Source organism: Paenibacillus sp. EC2-1, assembly GCF_049311625.1.
Lineage (GTDB): Bacteria > Bacillota > Bacilli > Paenibacillales > Paenibacillaceae > Paenibacillus_AQ.
Map to the genome: position 1 here is coordinate 823,242 of NZ_CP186006.1, position 25,658 is coordinate 848,899.

23 protein-coding genes and 1 pseudogene are annotated in these 25,658 nt (G+C 44.5%); 17 read left to right on the forward strand and 7 right to left on the reverse strand.

The features are described 5' to 3' along the window. Positions 1-36 precede the first annotated feature (36 nt). Both ACK8P5_RS03960 and ACK8P5_RS03965 read right to left on the reverse strand, forming a co-directional pair. Positions 37-1,520, reverse strand: a pseudogene (locus ACK8P5_RS03960) (sensor histidine kinase). Next, positions 1,517-2,203 (reverse strand): response regulator transcription factor, encoded by a 687-nt coding sequence (locus ACK8P5_RS03965; RefSeq protein ID WP_422659691.1) that lies wholly within the window; start codon positions 2,201-2,203, stop codon positions 1,517-1,519. The pseudogene ACK8P5_RS03960 and the gene ACK8P5_RS03965 overlap by 4 nt, the downstream one beginning before the upstream one ends. A 216-nt stretch (positions 2,204-2,419) precedes the next feature. Between ACK8P5_RS03965 and ACK8P5_RS03970 the strand changes: the two genes are divergently transcribed. From ACK8P5_RS03970 to ACK8P5_RS03985, 4 genes are all read left to right on the forward strand, one after another. Next, a complete protein-coding gene (locus ACK8P5_RS03970) occupies positions 2,420-3,190 on the forward strand; it encodes a pirin family protein (RefSeq protein ID WP_422659692.1) in 771 nt (256 codons plus the stop codon). Positions 3,191-3,489: 299 nt separating this feature from the next. Then, positions 3,490-4,299 carry a C40 family peptidase gene (locus ACK8P5_RS03975; protein ID WP_422659693.1) on the forward strand — a complete coding sequence of 270 codons (810 nt, stop codon included), beginning with the start codon at positions 3,490-3,492 and terminating at the stop codon, positions 4,297-4,299. A gap of 150 nt (positions 4,300-4,449) precedes the next feature. Then, complete coding sequence (locus ACK8P5_RS03980) at positions 4,450-4,647, forward strand: YwbE family protein (RefSeq protein ID WP_422659694.1); 198 nt, start codon at positions 4,450-4,452, stop codon at positions 4,645-4,647. A gap of 288 nt (positions 4,648-4,935) precedes the next feature. Continuing rightward, complete coding sequence (locus ACK8P5_RS03985; RefSeq protein ID WP_422659695.1) at positions 4,936-5,697, forward strand: MerR family transcriptional regulator; 762 nt, start codon at positions 4,936-4,938, stop codon at positions 5,695-5,697. A gap of 15 nt (positions 5,698-5,712) precedes the next feature. Here the strand turns inward: ACK8P5_RS03985 and ACK8P5_RS03990 are convergent, their stop codons facing one another. After that, positions 5,713-6,192: a GAF domain-containing protein gene (locus tag ACK8P5_RS03990; protein WP_422661366.1), complete on the reverse strand. Its 480-nt coding sequence runs from the start codon at positions 6,190-6,192 to the stop codon at positions 5,713-5,715. A gap of 189 nt (positions 6,193-6,381) precedes the next feature. Here ACK8P5_RS03990 and ACK8P5_RS03995 point away from each other — a divergent pair, with 189 nt between their 5' ends. Then, on the forward strand, positions 6,382-6,687 hold the full coding sequence (locus tag ACK8P5_RS03995) for a hypothetical protein (RefSeq protein ID WP_422661367.1): 306 nt from the start codon (positions 6,382-6,384) through the stop codon (positions 6,685-6,687). 78 nt (positions 6,688-6,765) lie between these two features. On the opposite strand, the gene ACK8P5_RS04000 is transcribed toward ACK8P5_RS03995, so the two are convergent. Further along, positions 6,766-7,746 (reverse strand): alpha/beta hydrolase, encoded by a 981-nt coding sequence (locus ACK8P5_RS04000; protein ID WP_422659696.1) that lies wholly within the window; start codon positions 7,744-7,746, stop codon positions 6,766-6,768. Positions 7,747-8,013: 267 nt separating this feature from the next. Between ACK8P5_RS04000 and ACK8P5_RS04005 the strand changes: the two genes are divergently transcribed. Continuing rightward, complete coding sequence (locus tag ACK8P5_RS04005; protein ID WP_422659697.1) at positions 8,014-8,595, forward strand: GNAT family N-acetyltransferase; 582 nt, start codon at positions 8,014-8,016, stop codon at positions 8,593-8,595. A gap of 202 nt (positions 8,596-8,797) precedes the next feature. Then, positions 8,798-10,333 (forward strand): MDR family MFS transporter, encoded by a 1,536-nt coding sequence (locus ACK8P5_RS04010; protein ID WP_422659698.1) that lies wholly within the window; start codon positions 8,798-8,800, stop codon positions 10,331-10,333. 147 nt (positions 10,334-10,480) lie between these two features. Here the strand turns inward: ACK8P5_RS04010 and ACK8P5_RS04015 are convergent, their stop codons facing one another. Next, entirely contained in the window at positions 10,481-10,948 is a 468-nt protein-coding gene (locus ACK8P5_RS04015) for a MarR family winged helix-turn-helix transcriptional regulator (RefSeq protein ID WP_422659699.1), read from the reverse strand. A gap of 248 nt (positions 10,949-11,196) precedes the next feature. Between ACK8P5_RS04015 and ACK8P5_RS04020 the strand changes: the two genes are divergently transcribed. The 3 genes from ACK8P5_RS04020 (at position 11,197) to ACK8P5_RS04030 (ending at position 14,601) form a co-directional block, all read left to right on the forward strand. Further along, positions 11,197-12,525, forward strand: a complete 1,329-nt coding sequence (locus tag ACK8P5_RS04020) for an MFS transporter (RefSeq protein ID WP_422659700.1) — start codon at positions 11,197-11,199, stop codon at positions 12,523-12,525. 100 nt (positions 12,526-12,625) lie between these two features. Further along, complete coding sequence (locus ACK8P5_RS04025; protein WP_422659701.1) at positions 12,626-13,351, forward strand: ABC transporter ATP-binding protein; 726 nt, start codon at positions 12,626-12,628, stop codon at positions 13,349-13,351. Further along, complete coding sequence (locus ACK8P5_RS04030) at positions 13,348-14,601, forward strand: ABC transporter permease (RefSeq protein ID WP_422659702.1); 1,254 nt, start codon at positions 13,348-13,350, stop codon at positions 14,599-14,601. The genes ACK8P5_RS04025 and ACK8P5_RS04030 overlap by 4 nt, the downstream gene beginning before the upstream one ends. 72 nt (positions 14,602-14,673) lie before the next feature. Here ACK8P5_RS04030 and ACK8P5_RS04035 read toward each other — a convergent pair whose 3' ends face one another. Continuing rightward, positions 14,674-15,951, reverse strand: a complete 1,278-nt coding sequence (locus ACK8P5_RS04035; protein WP_422659703.1) for an NAD(P)/FAD-dependent oxidoreductase — start codon at positions 15,949-15,951, stop codon at positions 14,674-14,676. A gap of 208 nt (positions 15,952-16,159) precedes the next feature. On the opposite strand from ACK8P5_RS04035, the gene ACK8P5_RS04040 reads away from it, so the two are divergent. The 5 genes from ACK8P5_RS04040 (at position 16,160) to mutY (ending at position 21,302) form a co-directional block, all read left to right on the forward strand. After that, positions 16,160-17,866 carry an ATP-binding protein gene (locus ACK8P5_RS04040; RefSeq protein WP_422659704.1) on the forward strand — a complete coding sequence of 569 codons (1,707 nt, stop codon included), beginning with the start codon at positions 16,160-16,162 and terminating at the stop codon, positions 17,864-17,866. Between the two features lie 304 nt (positions 17,867-18,170). After that, positions 18,171-18,605 carry a BrxA/BrxB family bacilliredoxin gene (locus ACK8P5_RS04045; protein WP_422659705.1) on the forward strand — a complete coding sequence of 145 codons (435 nt, stop codon included), beginning with the start codon at positions 18,171-18,173 and terminating at the stop codon, positions 18,603-18,605. Positions 18,606-18,709: 104 nt separating this feature from the next. Next, the gene (gene nadE / locus ACK8P5_RS04050) at positions 18,710-19,519 is read left to right on the forward strand and encodes an ammonia-dependent NAD(+) synthetase (RefSeq protein WP_422659706.1); all 810 of its coding nucleotides are present in this window, start codon (positions 18,710-18,712) and stop codon (positions 19,517-19,519) included. Between the two features lie 168 nt (positions 19,520-19,687). Further along, a complete protein-coding gene (gene acpS, locus ACK8P5_RS04055; protein WP_422659707.1) occupies positions 19,688-20,083 on the forward strand; it encodes a holo-ACP synthase in 396 nt (131 codons plus the stop codon). 28 nt (positions 20,084-20,111) lie between these two features. Continuing rightward, positions 20,112-21,302 carry an A/G-specific adenine glycosylase gene (gene mutY, locus ACK8P5_RS04060; RefSeq protein WP_422659708.1) on the forward strand — a complete coding sequence of 397 codons (1,191 nt, stop codon included), beginning with the start codon at positions 20,112-20,114 and terminating at the stop codon, positions 21,300-21,302. Between the two features lie 83 nt (positions 21,303-21,385). Here mutY and ACK8P5_RS04065 read toward each other — a convergent pair whose 3' ends face one another. After that, positions 21,386-21,994, reverse strand: coding sequence for a superoxide dismutase (locus tag ACK8P5_RS04065; protein ID WP_422659709.1), 609 nt, complete (start codon positions 21,992-21,994; stop codon positions 21,386-21,388). A 301-nt stretch (positions 21,995-22,295) separates the two neighbouring features. On the opposite strand from ACK8P5_RS04065, the gene ACK8P5_RS04070 reads away from it, so the two are divergent. Further along, a complete protein-coding gene (locus tag ACK8P5_RS04070; protein WP_422659710.1) occupies positions 22,296-24,854 on the forward strand; it encodes a hypothetical protein in 2,559 nt (852 codons plus the stop codon). A gap of 27 nt (positions 24,855-24,881) precedes the next feature. After that, positions 24,882-25,649, forward strand: coding sequence for an ABC transporter ATP-binding protein (locus ACK8P5_RS04075; RefSeq protein ID WP_422659711.1), 768 nt, complete (start codon positions 24,882-24,884; stop codon positions 25,647-25,649). The last annotated feature ends 9 nt before the right edge of the window (positions 25,650-25,658 follow it).

Genomic DNA, 25,658 nt, shown 5'->3' on the forward strand with positions numbered 1-25,658 from the left:
ACTGTGGTTGTATTTATAAAGACAGTCCTTCATTGGTTAATGTAATGGAATGGAGACGCGAAACATAGAGCCTTCGCCAAGCTTGCTATCTACGTCAATCGTACCGCCATGGGCGATTGTGTGATTGCTAGACCAAGACCCGAACCTCCGTATTTGCGACTTCGAGAATGATCACTGCGATAGAAACGTTCAAACAGATGGGGCAGATGATCGGCAGGTATGCCAGGTCCATTATCATGTACGGCCAGAATGACCTGGCTGGCGTTGTTGGTTAAACGAATCTCAATCCTCCCCTTCACAGGATCGGTGTGCTGGACTGCGTTATGAAACAGGTTCAGGATTACTTGCTTGAATTTGTCCGGATCGCATTGGCACACCAAATCTGGCTTCAGATTAAACATGAGCTGACGATCACCCGCGAGCATTTCCATATGAGGCTGCAATTCCCTTACGAGCAGATCAAGTTGGATATCTTGCTGCTTAAGTTCAGGAGCGCGGTCAAGCTTGGCAAGAAGCAGCAGATCCTCGATCAATTTCTTCATTCGCTTCGACTCTCCGTGCATACTGCGCAGAGCTGCTTCCAGCTGTTCAGGATGATTGGCGGCTCCGCGGAGCAGCACCTCTAGAAAGCCGTGAATAGAAGTTAGTGGGGTCCGAAGTTCATGGGATGCATCTGCGATAAAGCGACGCATTTGCTCTTTGGATTCGCGCTCTGCACGAAAGGATGCATCTAAACGTTCCAGCATGCCATTGAATGACTCCGCCAGTCGGTCGATCTCCACCTGACCTTGATTTGTTGGAAAGTGGTCTGCGAGATTCTCCGCATCCGTTCGTTTTACGGTCTCTACCATATTATTGAGTGGATTTAAGGTTTTACGCAAAATGGGTAGATAGAGTAGAAGACCTCCGGCCATGGCGAGTAGGGCAAGTATAGTAAAGGTTAAAAGCTGACGCAGGATAACCTCTTTAATGGGAGCTGTGTCTTTTCCCATTTGCAGTAATCCCACGGAATTTGAAGGACTGCCCGCAGGGAGAAAGACAAGTAACTGCTCCCCCTCATTAGGGTCCTTGGCTACACGGTACGTTGCGGGTTTTCGTTCCTTTATCTCATCTATAATAGAATTATAGGTAGCACTGTCCAGTTGAGGCGCACTCCGTCCTGAAGTGATCTGCAGGTCATTGACATGGCCGTCCGAATCTACGAAAGCTAGGGAAGTGTCAGGCAGGAAGAACAGGGGCCTTTCTTTATTATCAGGTGTTCTATCCTGATCTTTGTTATTTATCTGGCTCGTATGCTGCTTCTCCAGTATATTTCTAGAATTATTCCAGACGTCTCTTGGCACAGACCGGAGCTGAGTAATCATTGCATCAGCCTGACTACGGTACATTACATTTTGCATCAATACATATTGCAGGAATCCGATCAGAATGAGAAGAATAGCAAGAACGAGCAGAGACCTGGATAATAGTTGAATTCTCAGCGAACTTGGCTTTTGAAATAATCTCCTTATGCCTTTCATGGAAGGTCTACCCGGTATCCAGCTCCCCGAAGAGTACGGATAAGGACATGTTCCTTATCACCCAGCTTTTCACGAAGTGAGCGGATATACACCTCAACAATGTTGTCCTCCCCACCAAAGTCATAGTCCCAGACGATATTGAGAATTTTGCTCTTGCTTAACACGGTACCATGTTTGGTTACTAATAGTTTTAGAAGATCGTACTCCGTGGGTGAGAGAGTAAGTGCCTGTCCCAGATACGAAATTTCTTTCTTCCGGTCATCTATTTGGAATGGTCCAATGTTTATCTCTCCAAAAAGATACGGGAATTGATTGCGGAGCCTTGCCTGAATTCTAGCAAGCAGCTCCTCGAAGCTGAAGGGTTTGATCATATAATCATCTGCGCCTGTTGTCAGCCCTCGCACGCGGTCATCCACCTCATCCTTTGCCGTAAGCATGATAATAGCGGCCTCGTGCTTCTTCTCCTTTAATTGCCGACATACTTCAAACCCATCGATTCCCGGCATCATAATATCAAGGACAATGACATGAGGATTGAACCGCTCAGCCAATTGAATAGCACTTATACTATCCGTCGACGATTCAACAATAAATCCTTCACTTCGGAGCCCAAGTTCGAGGAATTGAAGAATATTCGGCTCATCATCGATTATCAAAACTTTAATACCTTCTATATTATTCACTTTATATGCCTCCGTCATGATTTCAGCTCTAAGATTTTAAGACAACTAACAACTATGATACAACGCAAGTCTGAGGATTTCCTAAAAGTAAACTGAATGCAAGCTGAAAAGCAGTCCAAATAATACTAGTATAGCCATACTTGATAATATCTTAAAGTTGTATATTATGAGTTCAAGAGACAGAAATCATACAAAATTGTAAGGAGGAGACAGGACATGAGAGGGATGCTATATCCGCCCGAATTGCAAGTCAAGGGTTTTATCGATGGGAGGAAGATTTCGGAGTTGAAGCCAATCGGCTTATCGGGAGAGGGCTCTGCTATTACACGGGTAGGTCCTTTATTTTACTGGTCCTGGTTTTACACACCTCTTGAAGGCTATGTAAGATTGCACTCGCATCAAGGATTTGAAATTATCACCTATATGATACAAGGCAGGGCAATTCATATAGATAAACTCGGCACGAAAAGCGAAATAGATGCCGGCGGCTTACAGTTAATGCGTTCTGGTTCTGGAATTCAGCATGAGGAACGGTTTATTGGACCGGATGCTGAGGGATTTCAGATATGGTTTGAGCCTCTTCTCAGAGATGCATTGAAGCAAAATCCATCTTTTCGACAATATCGACACTGCGATTTTCATATCAAGCGTGAGGATGGTATCGTTCTAAAGACAGTCATCGGTGATCGATCTCCTGCTGATGTATCTGTGGACGTAAGAATGTACGAGGTTCAACTTCATGCTGGCAAAATGATAGACTATTCCTTGCAGACTGGGCGTATATTAAGCGCACTTGCCATCCGAGGTAGTGGAAGTTTTAGTGGACAAGCGGATGGGGAAGAGTTAAAGTTTCGCCATGAAGACGTTGTGCTCCTCAGTTCCGATACCGAGGAATCCATCCAGCTGACGGCCGCTGAGGATTTACGAATGATTTTAATTGATGTTCCAGAGAATCCGGGTTACTCACTTTATGCTAAGAGGCCTTAAAGCGATAAATGAACCAAAATTACATTTAGAGGATCGCCTCCACATCTTCGTGGGCAGGCGGTTCTTTTTTTATATTCCATGGAAAATATACGAAAGTATCATTTCAAGAATAATCCTATATACCCACCATTATGTGCGATTTGCGACAAAAGTCCTAGTTAATTACAAAATTTGGAGGTCTTTTTTGTGAGAATGGGAGCATGCCGTCCCGGTTTTAGCCTGTCTATAATGGGGGACGGGAAGACGAAGATCATTATTTCGACATCCTAGAATCTTTACGACATCAGGAGGAAAACATCATGATGAGAATGAATTGGAAAAAAGTAATGGCTGGGGCGATGTTGTCTGCAGCAGTTATGAGTTCTTACACATACGGATCAACAACGACTTATGCAGCAACATCAACTGCTCAGGTCACTGTACAGCAGGGACAAGCGAAAGGGAATGTTAATTTAAGAAGTAAGCCATCTACATCGGGTAAAATTGTTGCGCAGATTAGAAAGGGCGAGAAAGTTGAAGTTATCAACAAAACCAGCAGCTCTTGGTATGAAGTAAAGACAAGCACTGGGAAACAAGGCTATGCTTCTTCAAAATACATCACAGTGAGCAGCTCCAACACTGGAAACGGTGGAAGCTCATCTAACGATAATAGCAATTCGAATACGAATAGCTCTGCTGTTATCGAGAAGGTTATCCAGACAGGTATGAAATACTTAGGCACACCATATGAGTATGGATCGGACCGTAATAATACCAAAACGTTCGATTGCTCAGACTTTGTCCGTCAGGCATACTTGGAAGGGGCTGGCATTAAATTACCGAGCAATTCCCGCACCCAAGGTGCTTGGATCAAAGATAAAGGAACAGATGTCAGCAAGATCAGTCAGTTGAAGCGTGGCGATCTAGTCTTCTTCATGAGCTATAAGGGCTCCTCTGCATCTAATTATGCAGGTATCGACAAGTCCAAAGAACGTATTACCCACGTAGCTATCTACTTAGGAGATAACAAGCTCTTACACACGTACTCCCAGAAATCGGGTGGTGTATTGGTCGGCGATTTCAGTAGCTCTTGGAAGAATCGTGTCCTCTTCGGTGGAAGCGTACTTTAAAGCTATAGCAATATATATTAAACGCGGAAGATCAGGTTTAAACACCTGTTCTCCGCTTTTTTTATATTTGCAATTGTGGATATAATTTCGTATGGTGTAACTTAATCATAATCCAATCAACGAATGTTGGATAAATAGGAGTGACATCTTATGAATGGACAGAATCGTTCCGATATTAAACCGGGTATTGAAGTCGATATTGTATTGAAGCAAGATCAGCGGACAGGAAAGCTGACACGCGGTATAGTGAAGGATATACTCACTAACTCTCCTCGACATCCGCATGGCATTAAGGTCCGTTTACAGGACGGACAAGTCGGTCGTGTCCAAGCAATTCATACCACATAACCCACTAAAGGACATCTTACGAGATGATCCTTTTTTTTATGTGGAATGATAGTTACATACATACAAGGTTTGGTTTTTTGTTGTTAAACATATGGGGGATAAAGGAATGGAAGATTAACAAGTAAATGTAAAGTGAAAAATTAAGATCCATGGAAAAATAAAGGGTGATCTTATGTTTAATTGATCCTTAAAACGGTTGAACCTTATATATATTAGTAATAATACATGTCTCTAATAAATGAAATCAAACAGGATTTAGATGATTAGATGGATGGAGGTGGAACATAGATGTCGTATTCGGTAGAAGAATTATCGCGCTTGTCAGGTGTCAGTGTAGAAACATTGATTTACTATGATGAGATAGGCCTGCTGAGTCCGATCCCAACAACCGTGACCGCAAACGGATCTTCGATATATGAGGAGAGTCATCTGTTAAAGTTGCAGCAGATTATGCTTTGCCGTGAGGTAGGTTTAACCGTTGATGAAATTAGAGCACGGATAGGACAGAAGATGGATAATACCGATAAGTTATCGTTCCACAAAGAGCGACTGCTTGGCAAGCAGTACCGTATTCAGGTGTTGATCGATACAATTAATTATACGATTGATTATTTGAAGCGAGGAAACGAGCTATCCCATCAGCGGCTTTATGACGGCTTCGATTTAACGTTGCAGGATCAAGAGAGAACCCAGACACCTTACAATAACAGCACGAAGCCGTCAACCACTGAGCATTCGGAGGAAGCTAACCCCAAATGGTCCAAAGATGATTATCTAAACACCCAAAGAGAAGCGGATCGGATCTATATCGATCTGTGTAATGCTCTGGAAAAGGGTGAGGATCCTGGTAGCCCATCCGTCCAAATGGTCATCAAGCGTCACTATGAATGGGTAAGTCACTTCTATACCCCTACCAAAGAAATCTATAGCGGGCTTGGTGAGCTTTATGTGGATCATGAAGATTTTAAGCAATTATATGCTGGCTACCATCCTCAACTAGCACAGTATCTACGTGATGGCATGAAGATCTATGCGGAGCAGCAGATGTAATAACATGTGGAGAATTTATAATTGTTCCTCTAAAATGTGTACAAACTGTTCAAGGAATTGTTGGTCCTCTTGATCAAAACGGCTCTTTAGCGGACTGTCTATGTCTAGCACGCCATATAATTGTCCATCTTTTAAGATAGGTATCACAATTTCGCTATTGGATGCGGCATCACAAGCGATATGCCCTGGAAACTGATGGACATCATCGACAACAAGGGTACGAAGTTCACCAGCTGCTGTTCCACATACACCACGATTCATGGGAATACGAATACAAGCGGGCAGTCCTTGAAACGGACCAAGTACAAGCTCTTTGCCGTCATAAAGGTAGAATCCAACCCAATTGATATCTGTTAGAAAATGATTAAGCAGTGCTGACGCATTGGCTAGATTAGCCACGGCGCTAGGCTCATCGTGAATAAGTGCTTTAAGCTGTTGAAGGACTTGGGAGAATTGTTCACTGCGTGTGCCCCCATAGGATATATTTTGGAACATATGCATCTTCCCTTCTTGGATGTAGTGACTAATCTTAATTAATTTAAGATAGTACACCGCTTGGATGGCGTCAAGCATCAAGGTCTACGCCAACAACGATTACTAGGATCGTCTGATTCCAGATTAATCTGGCGGGGTAATGATTGTTGATACCAGGCCGCAGCCTGAAGAGTGGAGGGAGAGAACGGAATGCGTGCAGATGTACAAAACTTGTTTATTGGCATTCATATGCTCTATCACGCCCATGAACGGGATCTTACAATAAGTGATATGCAACCCGAGTTAGAGCGTCACGGTTATAAGGTTGCTGATCGTGAAGTGAAGCAGGAGCTTGAGCGGTTGACGGAGGAGAATTTCTTGACATCTCACGGTGATGGTTACAGCATCACAGGTGCAGGAATAGAGGAATTTAAAGAAATTCAACGAAAACTGAAAGAGCTGAGTGATGAGGTGCTTAAACCGGTAAAACGGAAACAACCAGATACTATAGCTTAAACAATGTTTAGATTAGGCGGATTTCAGTCCGCAGCGAAACAGCCCCCGAAAGAGTGCTACCTCTCTGGGGGCTATTTTTTATACGGTTCCGAGGGAGTTATCTTGGAAATAATCCATTTCACTCTGCTCGGCGGCAGCTTTTGGTTCTCGTATGCCTATATACTCATTCAGGAAAGAGTGAATTTCATCGCGATATTGATTCGGTCCAATATGATACGCGTTGGCATGAATTGCACCCTCGATAAGTACAAGCTTTTTAGGGCCTGGTTTTGCATCATACATTTCTAGACTCATTCGAGTGGGTACATAGGTGTCCTTGGTGCCGTGAACGAACATCACCGGTATGTGACTATTACGTACAGAGCGGATCGGGCTGACTTGCTCAAAGCTAAAGCCAGCTTTTTTTCGGATTCGATTGTTGACCCATTGAAAAAAAGGGACAGAAGGAATTTTGTTGATTTTCGTTATTTGATGCTTCATCAGATCGGTCAGATCAGAATAAGGGCAGTCTGCAATAACAGCTTTAACCTGGGGTGCAGCGATGGATAAATACTCTAGGACTGTTCCGCCTCCAAGAGACTGACCATGAAGCCCAATCTTGGTATCCACACCATGTTGCTCTACAAGCCAATTTACCCAGGTCTGAATGTCGTATTTCTCATAATAACCATAGGTGGTAAACCGTCCTTCACTTTGGCCATGCCGACGTTGATCAATAAGAAGAACGTTATAGCCTTCATCGGTGAATATATCAATGAACTGAGTGGAGACGGCCCTGGATCCCGTGTATCCGTGTACGATAATCATCCAGTGCTTGGAATCAGGAAACGGCTTGATGGCCGCACCACTTAACTTCAACCCGTCAATGCTTGTAAGTACGATTTCTTGTTTATCCAATGCTTCATAGCGATCTCTGCTGTACAAGCCGAGGCCTTCAAGGATGGAGAACAGATTAAGATCATTCTTTACCCTCATCTGGGTGATTTGCACATATCCAAAATGAGTAATACCTGCCGCAAGTGCAGCTAACAATGACACAATGATGATCGCGATATACATTAAGAATGCTCCTCCTCTTCATCCGTTAGATTCAGCGGGGACGAGGGATCTAATATTGACGGGAACGTTCCGTATGACTCAATATAGAAGCGACTGCCCCGGTGACTTGACTAATGAATCATTGTAATACACAGACTAGTATCACCGAAAAGTTAAAGGACAAGTCAAGTTTTTTTAACATAAGATGATTAGATTGAACTGTACATAATTCAGTGGCGGCTTGGGATGTTTAGTTTTTCTGGATTGGACTAAAGGAGTGTCTATTGAATGTATCGATGCCATGGGAGCATCCCGGAGCTTCGGGGGAGCAGATTACGTCTGAGAAGGTTATCCGTGCGTGATGCGGAACATTTGTATCCTTGCTGGGCTGACGAAAGAACAGCGCGGTACTTGTATCTGCCGCCCATAGTTGATCAACAAGATGCAGAGGCTCTGATACTGCTGCTTAATGAGCTATCGGAGTCCGATGATTCCATTCGCTGGGGGATCGAACTGAAAGACAGCGGGATGATTATCGGGAGTTGCGGATTTAACGGATGGCAGCTCGAAGGCGCCTATCGAGGAGAATTTGGCTGTGAGCTGGCAAGTTCATATTGGGGCAGAGGGTATATGCAAGAAGCGGCTTCCTTGGCAATTGGATACGGATTTCAAGTCATGGGACTGAATCGAATTGAAGCCTTGTCGGATGTCCGTAATGAACAGGCAAGTCGATTCTTTAGAAGGTTCGGCTTTGCTCATGAAGGCATTCTTCGGCAATATAGGCATACAAGTTCAGGATATGTAGATGTTAATGTTTTCTCGCTGCTTCACATGGAGTGGGAGCGTGAATCATGGAGTCCTGACCTTTAGTCCATACTAATGTTTGAAAAATGATGTCTGTCCATCTCCCGTTCAAACCACTATAATAGTAATATTGCGCAAAATACAGGTAAAGGCGCTCCTGCACACAGGAAGCGTCTTTTACTTGATAAATATACACTTTGGCATCATTCGGATAGCCAATTCTTATATTTCCTAAGAGGGGCTGTCTTTAAGTAAAGGAGAATTATGGGTGAATACTTTAAATCAAACCAAACGCGGCTTCATTCTTGCAGGAATACTGCTATCGACTTTTCTTGCAGCTATTGAAGGTACGGTTGTTGGTCCAGCAGGGCCCGCAATCATCGGAAATTTCGGCAGCGTTAGCCTGATGAGCTGGATCTTCACTTCCTATCTGTTGACGATGGCGGTAACAACACCGATCTTCGGAAAAATTAGTGACCTATACGGACGTAAGCCCGTGTTCTTGTATGGATCTGTACTATTTCTTATTGGTTCGTTATTATGTGGCTTTTCACAAAGCATGACCCAGCTGATTATATTCCGTGCCATACAAGGTATTGGTGCAGGTGCAGTTATCCCTGTTACGTTTACGATCATCGGGGACATCTATAAATTAGAGGAACGCGGGAAGGTTCAAGGCATGCTTAGTTCCGTATGGGGAATTTCTTCGTTAGTGGGTCCGCTGCTTGGCGGCTATTTCGTTGATTACTTGTCTTGGCGCTGGATCTTTGGTTTTAACGTTCCATTCGGTCTAGTCTCGATTTGGCTGATCTATCGTTATCTTGATGAGAAAAGAGAAAAGCGCCACGTATCAATTGACTTCGCTGGAGCTGGGCTGTTTACGGTCGGCATGACGCTGCTATTGTTCGCTCTGGCGGCAGGTGGACAGGCCTATCCATGGTCATCACCAATGATGCTAGGCATTCTGATCACATCGGTTGTTCTGTTGGTTGCCTTTTTATTCGTTGAGGCTAAGGCAGTGGAGCCTATGGTTCCCCTCAAACTGTTCCGTATCCGGGATATTTCAGTGTCCACCATTGCCAATTTGTTAGTTAGCGCATTGTTAATTGGATTAACTACCTATCTTCCTCTTTGGATTCAAGGGGTAAGGGGGGGAAATGCAACATTATCTGGTCTTACACTCGCTCCGATGTCTATCGGCTGGTTGTTCGGATCTGTTGCAAGCGGAAGATTAATTATGAAGACGGGTTCACGAAAAACGGCGCTGATCGGTGTTGTTGGATTAGCTGCTGGAGCGGTAGGGCTTGCCTTTACACATGAAGGAACTCCACTTATCTTGCTGTTCCTATTTACATTTGTATACGGTTTGGGCTTTGGTTATATATCTACACTGTTCTCCATCATCGCGCAATCTTCTGTTAGCTATCAGCTGCGCGGTGCATCTACTGCGCTAAACACATTCATTCGGACTTTAGGACAGACCGTAGGGGTTGCTGTATTTGGTACGTGGCTTAATAGTGGTATAGCAAGAAGGATTGCCGCAGAGCCATCCGGATCTGAGATTAGCGGAGATGATATCAACAAGCTGCTTACACCGCATGGTGATGTAAATCTTCCGGCTGAATCCAGTGGGTTACTGAAACAGGTGCTTGAGAGCAGTCTGAACTCTTTGTTTATTTTCATGGCAGTTATTGCATTAGTCTGCTTTATCATTGTTGCTCGTTATAATAATCGGCCACCTATGCCAGAGGACGAAGCGGCAGATGGACCAGATGAGCTCCCTGCTTCTCCAGCTCAACATTAACATCCCAAAAAGGCTGATCCTAACGACTCCTAATCAGGAGTTCTGGGATCAGCCTTTTGATATATAATCCTGTAATCCAAGTACATTTCAGATAAAGCAGGACAAAGACCGGCGAGAATAAACCCGCCGGCAAGTTTGTGCTATATTTCACTTTCTCATCAATGGTGAGAGCTTCTCAGCTTGTTTTCCTAGTCTTTTTAGAAGATGGATCATCTGATCTTTCTCTTCTTCCGATAATCCGCTGAGGGCAAAATGAATCCGTTCCGCATACTGCGGGTATTGCTCGTTCATCAGCGCTTCTCCTTCAGGAGTTAGCTCAGCGTAAATCACTCTACGATCTTTCGGACAAGGTCTGCGAAGCAGGTATCCCTTGCTTTCTAGTTTGTCGATAACGTAAGTGACATTTCCGCTTTGGAGCAGCAGTTTGGCACCAATTTGTTGAATGGGTTGAGGCCCTTTGTAATAGAGAACTTCCATAACCGCAAAAGCTGTAGGGTTGAACCCTTCGATTTTGCTACCGGCTACAGCATGTTCGCTTACACTCTTGAATGATTTGGCAAAAACCCGATATAGGTGCAATGACAACTGTGTATCGCGTTCATGTGACAGAATCATGCTTCTTCCCGCCTTTTTGGTCATGCCATAGATTTTCAAATTGCTTGAGTATAGATTACTCTAATCTGTTTAATAGGAACATGTGATTTATCACAATTAGACTTATTTTTTATATTTAAAAATAAAAAGGCCTGCTCATTTCATTCCCATGGTCAGGGGGAAACCCCTCCTTGAGACCGATACGCCATCAGATTCCGAATTCTATACTAAACTTACCAATAATTTGTAATGGTTAAGGGGATGGAATGATGGATCAGAATGTACACAAGAATAGGAGTAACAGTCTTACCCGCAATCGAAATTTCATGATGCTGCTTGCTGCACAATTCGTGTCCAATCTTGGGGAGTGGTTATACTTAGTCGCTCTTCTGACTATGGTCGGACTAAAGTGGAATGCAACCCCTTGGGAAATCACGGCGGTAACGTTAAGCATGGCCCTTCCTGTTCTGGTCGGTGGTCCAATAGCCGGCGTGATTGGGGATCGTTTTGATCGGAAAATGCTCATGATTGTATCGGATTTGGTTAGAGCGCTAATACTGGTAGGCATCCTGTTGTCAGGAAGCCTATGGCAGGTGTATATATTACTCGTCTTAAAAGGACTGATGGATGTTCTGTTTTCCCCGGCGAAGAGCGGAAAAGTGAAAGAGGTTGTACAGCCGCAGCATCTTGATCAGGCTGTTACTTTTAGCTCATCTGTGGAGCAGATGATGAAGATCATTGGACCAGCATTAGGCGGGCTTGTAATGGCTTTATTTGGTATACGGATGTGCTTTGTGGTGACATCTATTACTTTTCTGATATCAGCACTTCTATTGATCGGTGTTCAAGGAAGACCTAAAAACGCTTCTGTGGGAGGAGTGGGGAACGGTATCCCTACCGAGGCTTCCAAGTCGGATACAAAATCATTTTGGCAAGACATCAGTACCGGATTATCTGTTATTTACAGTATGCCTCTTCTTCTGAGTGGTCTCGTGACTTTGTGCTCCGTGCTTTTAGTACTGCAGATGGCAGATACTCAGACCGTAACGCTGTTCCGGATGATTCCTGGAGTTGCAGACAACATGCTAGGATACTGTATTTCTGCCAGCGGTTTTGGTACGTTGTTAGCCGTTCTGATTGTTCGCAAAATAGGATGGAGCACGCTTAGTAAAATGGGTGTCGGTGCAGCTGCAACGGGGATTGTATTTGCCATTTCTGCAGTCGCTGTCGTATCTCCATTGCCTGAGGCTATGGTTTACGTGATTCTCTTTACTGCCTTCTTTTTAGCGGGAGCAGGGGGCGGATTTGTATTCATACCGTTCCAAATGCTGCTGATGAAACGAACTCCAGAGCATATGACAGGTCGTGTCTTTGGGACGGTGGGAAGTTTGACGAGCGCGGCTGTTATCGTTGGACCGATGCTTGGAGGATTCTTAGTCACTGCTTGGGGTCCTGTTATGACCTTCATCATTTCTGGTATGGGCACAGCTATGCTCGGATTCATTCTGATTGCACTTAAAGGCAAGATTGAGCGGAAGGACAATAACACCTTGGACGAAAGCTTACCAGTTCAAGCGGTGAGGGAGTCAGCGCTCTAAACAATCGGTTGTAACAATTCTACTTCCCCTGCGTAATGATTAGAGATGCTTTATTATGAAGTTATATATATAAACACATGAATGGCAAGGGGGAAGCGTTATGATGGAAATAGGTAAACAATACGGTCCACTTGTGCTGGAAGTCGATATTGAAGAAGCTGGTTATGAACCAGGACGTCCACGTATTCACAATATACATTTCAACGTTTCAGCGGGTGAACTGCTTGGCCTGATCGGACCGAACGGAGCTGGCAAGAGCACGACAATCAAGACGGTGATGGGGCTTCTTAAAGACGCTAAGGCCGAAGTAAAGATTGCGGGTAATCCACCGAGATATGCATATGTACCAGAGCAGCCTGTCTATTATGATGATCTCACACTATGGGAGCATCTCGATCTAGCAGCAGCTGCTTTTGGTCTAGACGATGACTATTTTGAGAAGCAGGCTACCCGTCTACTTCAGCAATTCGGTATGGAACATGTACGTGACGGACTGCCGGGCGGATTCTCCAAAGGGATGAAGCAGAAAATGATGCTTATGATCGGTTTTTTGTCTGAGCCAGACATTTACATTGTGGACGAACCCTTTATTGGACTAGATCCGCGTGCGACGAAGGATTTCCTGACGCTGCTGGACCAAGAGAGGCAGCGTGGAGCTGGAATATTGATGTCTACACATGTACTGGATACAGCGGAGAAGATTTGTGACTCCTTTGTACTTATCTCTGGAGGTCGTGTAACGACGAAGGGGAATCTAGAGGATATTCGCAGCGCCGCCGGGCTGTCAGGAGCTTCACTCTTTGATTGTTTTGATGCGCTTATATGAGAACTCCAATACATAACCCAGGGCGGCTATTTAGACGGCGGATGCTTAGCCACTGGAAATATCAAATCTCGGTGATGAAATCGATGGTCGATTGGACCGTCATGCTATACATCTTAATCCCTTTTCTATTTATTGGCGGGGGGTTATATATGGAGCTGTGGACCTCGCCTCTTCCGGCTTGGATTCCATGGATACCTCCTCAGATGGCAGCTGTTCTTCTATTATATATGTTCTCGGGCAACATTCTCTTGTTCGTTGAAGAAGGGGATGTGCTTTTTCTGAGACAGCATCCTGATTGGATGAAGGGCCTCATGGTAAGAGGCATATGCTACAGTCTAATCATTACAGGGTTAAAGGGTATGTTGTTCTTTCTAGTAGTACTACCCTTTCTATACCGAGGTTTTGAACTGGATGCTGGAACATTGACAGTGTGGGTCATGCTTGGCTCGGCAGTGGCATGGTGTACCAATCTAATCGTTCATCGAATACGAGTTTCTTGCTCCGGGTTGAAACAATGGATCTACTCGATGATACTGCGAGTCGCTTCTTTTTCCTTCTATTTGTTACTGGTTGAATGGCTGCCGAATATACAGGATGTAAGCTTTATTGCAGTATGGCTGCTCTTGATCGTTGTCATTCTATTTCTAATACAACGTAAGATTTCCATGAAGGGCAGCTTTATGGCTGATGTTAGAGAGGATGCCCGTACGCGGATGTGGTTTACGAGTAAATTACTTGTACAGGCTGTAGGTCAAGTGCCACGGGTCAAGAGTAAGACATGGATATTCCGAAAGTCAGGCCGTATTTACCGATCCAGCAGTCCAGATAAGCGCTTTGCTGAAGCAGGGGTCAAAACATTTCTTCGAAGTTCAGAGAACCTGCTGCTCTACGCACAGTTCTCTGTGGTGAGTATACCGGCTGTATTATTTCCACCGGCGATCGTAAAGATAGTTATATTCCCTGCTCTGATGTTCCTAATGGCTTACTTGCTATATCTGCGCTGGAACGCGTTTGCGGAAGATGAATTCTCATTAGTTCTTCCCTTCACGGGAGTACAGCAGAAAGCTGCTGGTACACTAGCGGTTCGCACATTAATGATCCCTCCTGCGTCTGTGATCTCGCTCGTGCTCGGGTTGTCTTTATGGCCAGGCCTTATAGGAGTGCTCGCGGCTGTACCGCTAACACTGTTATGTGCCATCGTCATTCCTGCATTTTTTTCATTCCCAGTCGTGAAGCGAAAATATGACTAGACCAAATAACAAAACGCGCCATTCTTCCTTAGCAGAGGAAGTAAGGCGCGTTTTGTTATTTAGACCATAATACTAGGCTCGCAGCAGAGGGGCTGATTCAGCTGCATGTTTCCCCGCCGTGTAGCCGGTAGAGAAAGCGGCTGTAATATTGTATCCACCTGTATATCCATGGATATCAAGTACTTCGCCACAGAAGAATAGGCCTGGCATTAATTTCGATTCCATTGTTTTGGGTTGAATTTCTTTTAGACTCACACCGCCTCCCGTTACGAAGGCTTCTTTCAGGGATCGTGTTCCACAGGCACGGAATAAGAATTTCTTTAGAATCGTTGCCAATGCTGTAATGGAGGCTTTAGAGACACCGCTGCAGACGGTGTCACCGTCTATTACCGCCTTAGAGAGCAGCAGAGGGATCATTCTTTCCGGTATCCATCCCTTTAAGACATTTTTGACAGCTTTTTTAGGTTCTTGCTCCAGTCGATCTTTAAAAGCTGATTCCACCTCGGCAAGAGAAAGATCTGGGAATAGATCGATAGCCATATCTACATTTACGGTATCGAATTTGCGCTGGACCTGCCTGATAAACTGGCTGCACCGCAGCGCAATTGGACCAGAAACACCGAAGTGTGTAAACAGCATGTCTCCTCGGTGGGCGATAACTCGCTTGCCTTTTGGGTTCCAGACAGATAGCTCAACATCTCTTAGTGATAGTCCTTGGAGTTCTTTCGAAGCAATCCAGGTTTCAGTTGATACAATGGGTACCTCGGTTGGATAAAGTTCGGTGATTGTGTGACCTGCGGAAGCGGCCCAAGGATAGCCGTCACCTGTAGAACCAGTCTGGGGAACCGATTGACCTCCAGTAGCAATAATAACGCAGGGGGATGTATACGTTTTTCCTGATTTCAATTCTAAACCGGCAACCTGTCCGTCTTTATAAAGAATCCGCTCAACAGGACTATTCGTTTTTATATCGGTACCTAGCTCTTTCACTTTACCAACCAAAGCATTAACCACACTTGAAGCTTTATCTGAGACAGGGAACATACGACCGTTGTCTTCTTCTTTTAAAGGAATTCCAAGTCCTTCGAAAAAGGACATAATGTCACGGTTATTCCAGTGCTGGAAAGCACTATATAAAAAACGTCCATTTCCAGGTATATGCTGAATGAGTTCATCGGTATCTTTGGCATTGGTTACATTACAGCGTCCACCACCTGAAATACCTAACTTACGACCAAGTTTATCTCCTTTATCGATCAGTAGGACAGATGCTCCCCGCTCGGCTGCAGCAACGCAAGCCATTAATCCAGAGGGGCCTCCTCCTACAACAATAACATCATATTGTGACATGTTTTCTCATAGCTCCTTTAGGGGTAATTCACGTATACATAACTTCTATTATAAACACAATCTGCACATATCCCAACCTATGAGGTAAGAAAGGAGGTTTGAGGATTATTTTCTTTTTCGCATAATTTTACAAGTATTGTAATCTTATGTCGCCTGTGATTTAATCAACATTATCAGAGGCTTTAAGCAATTGGGGTGATGAAGCGTTGTGTTAGTTGCATTTAAAGACATACTACTACAGATCATGCTGTCCGGTGTGTTCACCTTTCAGATTTTACTGCTCTTTAGTAAGCAATATAATGCTTCATCAAGAAATACGGTAGAGGATAGACAGAACTATGAAAGTCTCATTGTTATAACTTGTGCGGTAAGTATTCTGCTCTGCTTCGGATTATCGACTCCTTATAATGGGCTGTTTCCGATTAACTTAGGGATTCTACCACTGTTTGTCGGCATTTTATATGGTAATAGAATGTCCGGCGTGTTGTTGTCGCTGCTGTATGTTGGCTGTCATGAGCTTATATTCGGATTCTCTATAACAGGAATTTTGCTTCATACGGGACTGCCAATATATCTCCTTCTATTCTTTTTCTCACCTCAGTTTAAACAGAGGACCGTCATGGAGAAGATTGGATGTCTTTGGATTGGACTGATTCCAGCCTTAATTATTGTTGTAGCTTCACCTATTTTGGAAGGCAGAGTTATTGATTCGGGTCACACCTCAGAGATGATCTTGATGACATTTTTATATGTTCTTTTGAGCATTTTTAACGGAGCACTTCTTATTTATTATATTGAAAAAGTGTATAGTCGCATTTTCCCTGATGTTCCTTGTCGAGTCGAATCGGATAAGACACTACTTAAGCAACTTCTGGACATGATTCCTTTGGGTATGGCCGTAGTGGATCGAAAAGGCGATATAGTGATGCTAAACGAGCATTTGGTTTTGAATTACAAGCAGAACTATCCTCATTTACGCGGGGAGGATTTTATCGGCAGAGCCTTTTATGAAACGTTTGAGGGAGTAGGGCAACAAGATTTCTTGAAACAACGAATTAATAAGGCGATGCAAGGAACCCGTTCTAGCTGGGATTCGATCCGTACAGGCGGCTCTATTTACTCGGTAGGAGCTTTTCCACTATATGATTCAGATACTCAGTATATTGAGCATTCGGTGGTAGTGGTACAAGATATCTCCGAGATCGAAAAGCTTAAGAGTGAGCTTATCAATATTGAACGTCTAAGCATGGTCGGTCAAATGGCTGCCAGTATTACACATGAAATTCGAAATCCGATGGCAGTTGTACGTGGGTTTCTTCAACTGATGAAAGAGAAGAGTCCAGAAACCTTGGATCATTACTACCGGATCGTGATGGATGAGTTGGACAGGGCAAATGGAATAATTAATGACTTCCTGTCACTCGCACAGAATCGTATTGCTGAAAAAGAAGAGTGTCATATTCATGACATCATCCATGAGCTCAGTCCTCTGCTGTGGGCAGATGCCAATCTTCGCGGACAGAGCATTGATCTGAGACTGGGTAACTACGTCCCACGTCTTCATCTTAATGCCAAGGAAATGAAACAATTGATACTTAACTTATGCCGGAATGCAATGGAAGCCATGGATGACAAAGGAGACTTGACAATCGAGACTCGTATGGCGGGGGAACGTGTAGAGCTTCGGGTTAAAGATACAGGATTCGGTATTCCAAAAGATAAACTGGATCGTTTATTTGAACCGTTTTATACAACGAAGAGTAAAGGCACAGGGCTTGGACTTGCTCTATGTATGAGTATCGTTCAACGTCATCATGGGACCATCACGGTTCAATCCGAAGAGGGCGTAGGGACTACGTTTACAATTTCGTTTCCTCTAGTGGATAGGGATAAAGAAATGCTGCTGAAGCCATAATAAGTTCAGAATTAAGTTAAAGGAGGCTTTCAGCATGAGTAAAAGTAGTAACTCTAAACAGCAGGATCAACAAAAACAACAGAACAAACAGCGTCAAGGTGAAACGATTCAAGATAAAAAGCTAGACGGCGTCGACCGTCCTTCAACCTAGAACCTAAGTAGTCTAGATGTTTGGAATAGGGCGGAATTCCTCTTAGGAATCCGCCCTGCTTGTCTTGCTTTCACCCTTAGGCATTGTATAATATAGAATAGCGTAAGATGTTATTATACTTAACAAGATGTTTATATAAGGAGTGAGAGCAGCATGGGTATGTCTTTTGACCGATATATGCGTGATATGGTTCAACCGATGCGGGATGAGCTGACAAGTCTAGGTATTCAAGAACTGACAACACCTGAAGAGGTAGAGGAGCAGTTGCAGGCAGCGAAAGGAACAACCCTTGTTGTTATCAATTCGGTCTGCGGATGTGCAGCTGGTCAAGCACGTCCAGGTGTAGCGCATGCGCTGCAGCACGAAGTGACACCTGATCATTTGTTCACTGTTTTTGCAGGTCAGGATAAGGAAGCTACTGCGAAAGCTCGTGAGTATTTCGCACCCTATCCGCCATCTTCACCTTCCATCGCGTTGTTGAAGGATGGGGAACTGGTTCACTTTATCGAACGTCATCAAGTAGAGAATCGTTCTGCAGAAGAGATTGCAGCCGATCTCACAGATGCATTCGATCGTTACTGCCGATAAATCGCCAGTAAAGTATTAGGCCCCGGAGCATTCGGCGTTTTCCGAAGCCTCGGGGCTTTTTTGTTCCATCCCACCGTTGTTCAAATACGAAAGGAGTCCTCAGGATGAGTTTACAAGAACAAATCATTGCTGAATTAGGTGTGAAACCGACCATTAATGTGGAGCAGGAAGTAAGAAAACGGGTCGACTTTTTGAAATCTTACGTAAAAGATTCTGGTACATCCGGTTTGCTGATTGCGATCAGTGGTGGATTGGATAGTGCTGTCGCAGCCGGGCTCTGCAAACGGGCTACCGATGAGCTAACTGAAGAACTCGGTAAAGAATTTAAAACGCTGGGCGTATTTCAACCCTACGGAACACAATCCGATATCGAGCATAGCTATGAGACAGCAAAGGCATTTGATCTCAAGTATGTTGTAGAGACAAATATCGAAGATACGGTAAATGAGATTGCTCTTGAGGTAGAACATGCATTAAAGAATATCGGTGTTCATCAGCATATTAGCATTCCTGGCAAAGGCAATGTGAAGGCAAGAACTCGAATGGTTATGCAGTATGCACTTGCCTTTGAACAACAACTCCTCGTGGTGGGAACTGATCATGCTTCAGAAGCAATCACGGGCTTTTATACGAAGTGGGGAGATGGCGCAGTAGACATTACACCACTTAGCACATTGAACAAACGTCAAGTTCGTCAGCTAGGCGCTTATTTGGGAGTTCCACAGTCTATTCTAGACAAGGCACCAACAGCGGGACTTTGGGAAGGACAGACGGATGAGAAAGAATTAGGAATTACTTATGAAGACAACAGTGACTATCTTGAGGGTAAGGACATCTCTCCAGCATCCCGTGAGAGACTGGAAGGTCTTTACCGGAAAACAGCACATAAACGCAACGCAATTCCAGGAATTTAAGTATATTTCCTGAATGGTCCCCCGGAAGCAAGCTATCCGGGGGTTTTTGTGTATATATCCACCATTAAATATAAGCTGTCTCTCTCTTTCGCATGCAGCGAGTCACTGATACAATAGGGACATGTGTGCAATGAAGATCGGATTTCCAGAAGGAAGGAGCGGGAATACTTGATTTATGGAATCGGACATGATGTGCTTGAGATCAGGCGTGTTGAACTGTTAATGGGAGGACCCCACGGTCAGAAGTTTATGGAGAGGGTTCTAACTAAGGCAGAGCGGGCTCTAGCCGTTAACAAAGGTGGAAGTCTGACCGAGTTCGTCTCTGGGCGATTTGCTGCTAAGGAAGCAGTGAGCAAAGCTTTTGGTTGTGGTATTGGTAGGACGATCGGCTTTTGGGACATTGAAATACTACCAGATAAGCAAGGAAAACCGATAGTCACGTTATCATCTTCCGCTTGGTCCCGATTGGGGATTGGTGAACCGGATTCTTATGCACTGCATTTGACCATCTCGCATCAGACAGAGTTGGCATCAGCATTTTCAATCGTCGAGAAGCTAGGATGAAGTAAGGCTACAGAAGGGAAATACAGAAATGAATAACATAGAGCAACAACGATTTTTTAGCCGTGAGCTACTGGATTGGTATGGTAGAAACAAGAGGGATTTACCTTGGAGGAGACACCGAAATCCTTATTATATTTGGATCTCAGAGATTATGCTCCAGCAGACCCGTGTCGATACGGTCATTCCGTACTTCAATCGGTTTATTGAGAAGTTTCCGACGGTTGAGTCACTGGCAGATGCGCCAGAGGATGAAGTGCTTAAATGCTGGGAAGGGTTAGGTTATTACTCCCGTGCTCGTAATCTACAGCATGCAGCCCGTCAAGTGAAAGAGTTATATGGTGGCGTTATGCCAAGCGGCAAGGAAGAAGTATTCGGACTCAAAGGAGTAGGCCCCTATACGGCTGGTGCAATCCGAAGTATTGCATTTAATATTCCTGCTCCAGCTGTTGATGGCAACGTAATGAGAGTCTTGTCGCGTTACTTTCTAATTGAAGAAGATATTATGAAGGGCAGCACCCGTTCACATATGGAAGAACTGGTTATGCAATTGATCCCCGAAGGAAGGGCATCGGATTTTAACCAGGCATTGATGGAGCTCGGAGCACTCGTATGTACACCGAAATCACCGAAGTGTCTCACTTGTCCAGTGATGGAACACTGTGCAGCAAGATTGGAAGGCAAGGAAGAATCACTTCCTATTAAGACGAAAGCGAAGCCTCCTCGTCCAGAATACCGAGTCACCGCACTCGTAGAAGGGACGGGTGAATATACAGGGAAAGTGCTGATTCGTAAACGTCCAAGCACAGGTCTGCTGGCTAGTATGTGGGAACTTCCACATATATCGGTAGCTCAGGATGGTGGAGCGGCGGTTGTGTCTCTTCCGGATGAAGCGGCGATGGACAAGCTTGCAGGAGACTTGAAGGAAGAAGGAATCCCGATTCAACCTGTAGGTCATTTCATGAATGCGGAGCATACGTTCAGCCATATTCACTGGAATATGCGTGTGTTTAAGTGTGAGTGGCGTGATGCTGCTAGTAATAACTTATATGCTGCAGAGAGTGCTGCTGCTTACGATGTGAGTTCAAGAGTAGTTGGAGCTGGTGAAGTAAAGTCCGCTTCTGATGTTCAATTCCGCTGGATTTCTCCCGAGGATATGGAATTATACGCATTTCCGAATGTATTCCTGCGTATTCTAAATCAATATTTTTCTTCCAAGTGAATTAATATTTTAGATTTTAGTGATAAACAAAAGAAAGAGCCTCCGGTTACCCGGTGGCTCTTTCTTGTTATACATAGGCGAAATTACTTCGCGTTGTCGTAACGTTTGCCAACTTCTTCCCAGTTTACAACATTCCAGAAAGCGGAGATGTAATCAGGGCGTTTGTTTTGATATTTCAGGTAGTAAGCATGCTCCCAAACGTCCAGACCGAGGAGAGGTGTTTGACCTTCCATGATCGGGCTGTCTTGGTTAGGTGTGCTAGTTACAGCCAATTTGCCATCTTTCAGCACGAGCCATGCCCAGCCGCTACCGAAACGAGTTGTAGCTGCTTTAGCGAAATCTTCTTTGAATTTATCGAAGCCGCCAAGCTCGCTGTCGATTGCTTCAGCCAAAGCGCCGGTAGGATTGCCGCCACCGTTTGGTCCGATGATTTCCCAGAAGAGGGAGTGGTTCGCATGGCCGCCGCCGTTGTTACGAACCGCTGTACGGATGCTTTCTGGAACAGCGTCAAGGTTGCCGATGATCTCTTCCAGGGATTTGTTCTGCAGTTCAGGAGCGTTCTCAAGAGCTGCGTTCAAGTTTGTTACATAAGTGTTATGGTGGCGATCATGGTGAATCTCCATTGTTTGTGCGTCGATGTGTGGCTCGAGCGCGTTGTTTGCGTAAGGAAGTGCTGGTAATTGAAATGCCATAATGAAAATACCTCCTGTAAATTGGTTTTTTTGAATATATGAATAAAGGCCGCCAACTTATGGGTAAGCCGTTATCATCCATAAGAGAAATATGTAATTCGCTTACTCTTCATATATTAAACCTTTCCGGGGGATTAAATCAACTTTTATGTTTGAAAAGTCAGAATCGTGCATATTATCTTCAAAATCTTTCACTGTTACAAGTGTACCCTGCAAACTTTATGGTGAATTCCTCCGTTACATGTATATCTGCAACAAATCCATGATTGAATATAGTGAATCTGAAAGGAGCATTTAATACATGGTTAATAAAATGGTCAAAGTGACAACAGCCATTTTTCTGGTCACAATACTGGCTTCTACAGCACAAGTCAAAGCTGCGTCAAACAAAGAGTTATCGACATCAAAGATACCATCTACACCTAAAGTGATAAAACAATTCAGTGATGTAAAACTGGGTGATAGTGTCTCTGCAGCACTGGAACATGTGGATGTGTGGCAGCAGGAGAGCGGTCCTGTGGCGGTATTTACACTGAAGTATACAAACGGAGGAAAAAACACAGCACGTCTTGTCTCTTATTTTCCAAAAGTGGTGGTCTCAGGCTCTGTAACTGCGGCAAATCCGGTTACCCGCGATATGACGAAGAAGATGATAGCCCCGGGTCAAACTATAATTGTGACCTATTATGCCAAGATCAGCACAAGTTCCTTATCAGGCATGAAGATCGCGATGGATGTATGGAATCCGAAAGTTAAAGGGTATTTGGAGCGAGCAGGAGCGTATAGAGTGACGTCGAACTATTCACCTGCTGTGGAGACTGGAGAAAGCATGAAGCTGACGCTCGGCGGAGCACCGATTACCGTTCAGACGGAATCTCTGCAAATCATTAAATATAATGGTAAGGTCATGGCTAAAGTGGGATTGTATGTTACAAATCGCGGGGGGAAAGCGTGGTCAGACCATAGCTACACACCATATTTAGTAACAAATAACGGAACTTCGTTCTTGCTTCATCCAGAAGCTGGAAAATCAGATTCCACGATTCAACCCAAAGAGAAGAAGCTTGTTTATTACATAACTGAAATTCCTTCCTATCTTAAAACGACCGACCTGCGTTTCTTATGGACGGAGAACGATGAGACGCTTAAGCTGACTTTGCCTGTTGCTTCCTTCAAACTCCCTACAGCTACAGTTCCCAATTGGGATATTGCACCTGGAACTGTTAAGACCTTGACACTCCGAGGTAATCGAGTGGATGCAAAGGTCGGTCAGACAACTGTACGAGCATCCGGTGATCAAGCGATGTGGAATATTGAAATGGCCTTTAAGAACAAAGGGAATAAAACCGTTGAAATCCCGGACTATGAGTTCGCGATCAAAGCATCGGAGGGCTCATTCTATCCTTACATATCAGATAACAATAAGAAGTTAACACTTCGACCTTCCGAGGAAAAAACGATCTCGATTGATATTTCTCTTCCGCTTCATCTCAGGCAGGACCTTCTAAAGCTGCAAATGATAGAACCATCTGGTTTCGGTCAAATACCATCTAATCCGGATGAAACTGGTAACACGCCAGAAGCCACTGATACTACAGGCACAATGAACTTGCCAATTGCTTACTTCGGCCTTCTTTACCAAGCAGAACATAAAGCATCCATCGGTGTTGAATACAGCGCCCAGACTGCGAATGGGTTCGCGTATACGCTGGAATCGATCCAGCGCCTCCCTTGGCAGGAAGTCGATCTAGTTGTTGCAAAATTACGTCTTCGCAATACGCATGAATCGAAATCCCTTCTATTGCCTGATTTGAAAGTGAACGTAAATGCGGATGAAAAGACGACTCTGGCAAATTCCGAGGTTATTGCGGACGAGCAGGGCTCCTTGATAGGCCCAGGAGCATCGACAGAGATCTATGTAGTGACAAGAATTCCTTACATTAAAGACATTCGTTCACTTCGGTTTGAACTGTTTACGCAAAAAGACACGGCAAAGACCTCATTTCTTAACCTGACAACTTCAGGCACGATGCAATCAATCTATGTATTGGATAGAGGGCAGTCCTATTTAATCGAAACACCAGGCAGACGAGCTGAGGCGCAGGAACGGCGGACCATTATTTATGAAGGAGCCGATTCTGACATCATATACTCTGAGCTTACCATGACTAGCGGTGAGCAGCGCCGGGTGCAGGCTGCACAGCTAAAAGGGTACTTTCAAAGCGCAGACGGTAAAATTTATGAAGCAGACACGGTGCAACCGGAAATCGCTCTTCAGCCGGGTGCTAAACAATTGGTTGTCTTTTGGGCAAGGGTGCCAAAGGGTACTGCAAATGAAATGAGTCTTGCGCTTGGCACTGCAATATCCGGTGGTAAGCTGGCGGAACCGGGCAAAGATGCAACGGGTGTTTTTGGCGTGAAGAAGCTGCTGTTAAGTCCAGCGAAACCGGGGGCGAGTTCTTCACTGTCCCAATTAAATTGGTTTCCTTATACGATTTCCGTTTCGAAAGCGGTGGGCCATCTGCAGGAGGGGAGCTCATCAGTTTCGCTCAATATCACTTTTGATATAAAACGCTCCGAGGGGTTAACCGTTGCTGATGCGGGTCATAAGCTGATTCTAGTTATTAAAGATAGTCTTGGGCAGACACAGGAGCACACACTTACGCCAGGCACAGACATTCAGGTTCCAGGCACCCGGACCGTCCAATATGTACTGACAGATGAATTATATAAGAAGCTCAAAGGTGGCTGGTTTCACTTAACACTGATCGATGAATTCCAGAATGAACGGATAACGCTTGGCAGCCAAAGTTATAACGTGACGGTTGAGCTGAATCAAGACCCATATGAAGACAAGTAGAATAAATAACCAGAAAGGAACGCGACTATGCTGCGTTTGGAAAATGTATCACACAGCTTCAAAAACGGGAATGAAGAGCTGAAGGTACTTCATCACATACAGTTTGAAGTTCGAAAGGGCGAGATGATCGCTCTGCTTGGCAGTTCGGGGTCAGGCAAGTCCACTTTACTCAATCTGATGGCGGGTCTGATGAAACCGACAGAAGGTCATATATATATTGCTGACCAAGATATCGTCAAGTTTGGAGAGAATAAGCTTGCTGAATTTCGGCGCAAACATATCGGATTTATTTTTCAGGCATATGAACTCATTCCTACGCTAACCATTCGGGAAAATGTAGAGCTCCCACTCGTTTTTCAATCTATTTCACCATCTAAACGTCGTAAAAAAGCTATGGAGCTCCTAGAAATGACAGGAATCGGCGATAAGGCGGGACTGTATCCGTCTCAACTGTCCGGAGGACAGCAGCAGCGTGTCAGTATTTCACGTTCACTGATCACCGAGCCCTCTGTTATTTTTGCGGACGAGCCAACCGGTAATTTGGATACCAAAACAGAAGAGGAAATTATCAGTATTATGATGAGCCTGAATAAATCGATGAACACAACGTTTGTTATCGTAACCCATGAGATGGAAGTCGCTGCTCAGATGAAGAAAACGATCATGCTTCGAGACGGCTTTTTGGTGCAGCCAGAGAAACAATCACTTAATACATCAGAGTATAGGTCGCTTGATGCTGTCCCGGTCTTATCCGGTATGCCGACCCATATGGATGAGGGGGGAGATGACAACTGAGACTTTCAG

Coding starts and splice junctions, on each gene's coding strand:
- ACK8P5_RS04025 (WP_422659701.1), top strand. CDS start 12,626: ATGATGGAAATAGGTAAACAATACGGTCCACTTGTGCTGGAAGTCGAT.
- ACK8P5_RS04035 (WP_422659703.1), bottom strand. CDS start 15,951: ATGTCACAATATGATGTTATTGTTGTAGGAGGAGGCCCCTCTGGATTA.
- ACK8P5_RS03970 (WP_422659692.1), top strand. CDS start 2,420: ATGAGAGGGATGCTATATCCGCCCGAATTGCAAGTCAAGGGTTTTATC.
- ACK8P5_RS04005 (WP_422659697.1), top strand. CDS start 8,014: ATGTATCGATGCCATGGGAGCATCCCGGAGCTTCGGGGGAGCAGATTA.
- ACK8P5_RS03980 (WP_422659694.1), top strand. CDS start 4,450: ATGAATGGACAGAATCGTTCCGATATTAAACCGGGTATTGAAGTCGAT.
- ACK8P5_RS04065 (WP_422659709.1), bottom strand. CDS start 21,994: ATGGCATTTCAATTACCAGCACTTCCTTACGCAAACAACGCGCTCGAG.
- mutY (WP_422659708.1), top strand. CDS start 20,112: ATGAATAACATAGAGCAACAACGATTTTTTAGCCGTGAGCTACTGGAT.
- nadE (WP_422659706.1), top strand. CDS start 18,710: ATGAGTTTACAAGAACAAATCATTGCTGAATTAGGTGTGAAACCGACC.
- ACK8P5_RS03975 (WP_422659693.1), top strand. CDS start 3,490: ATGATGAGAATGAATTGGAAAAAAGTAATGGCTGGGGCGATGTTGTCT.
- ACK8P5_RS04000 (WP_422659696.1), bottom strand. CDS start 7,746: ATGTATATCGCGATCATCATTGTGTCATTGTTAGCTGCACTTGCGGCA.
- ACK8P5_RS03985 (WP_422659695.1), top strand. CDS start 4,936: ATGTCGTATTCGGTAGAAGAATTATCGCGCTTGTCAGGTGTCAGTGTA.
- ACK8P5_RS04070 (WP_422659710.1), top strand. CDS start 22,296: ATGGTTAATAAAATGGTCAAAGTGACAACAGCCATTTTTCTGGTCACA.
- ACK8P5_RS04075 (WP_422659711.1), top strand. CDS start 24,882: ATGCTGCGTTTGGAAAATGTATCACACAGCTTCAAAAACGGGAATGAA.
- ACK8P5_RS04045 (WP_422659705.1), top strand. CDS start 18,171: ATGGGTATGTCTTTTGACCGATATATGCGTGATATGGTTCAACCGATG.
- ACK8P5_RS04020 (WP_422659700.1), top strand. CDS start 11,197: ATGGATCAGAATGTACACAAGAATAGGAGTAACAGTCTTACCCGCAAT.
- ACK8P5_RS03990 (WP_422661366.1), bottom strand. CDS start 6,192: ATGTTCCAAAATATATCCTATGGGGGCACACGCAGTGAACAATTCTCC.
- ACK8P5_RS04015 (WP_422659699.1), bottom strand. CDS start 10,948: ATGATTCTGTCACATGAACGCGATACACAGTTGTCATTGCACCTATAT.
- ACK8P5_RS03995 (WP_422661367.1), top strand. CDS start 6,382: ATGCGTGCAGATGTACAAAACTTGTTTATTGGCATTCATATGCTCTAT.
- ACK8P5_RS04030 (WP_422659702.1), top strand. CDS start 13,348: ATGAGAACTCCAATACATAACCCAGGGCGGCTATTTAGACGGCGGATG.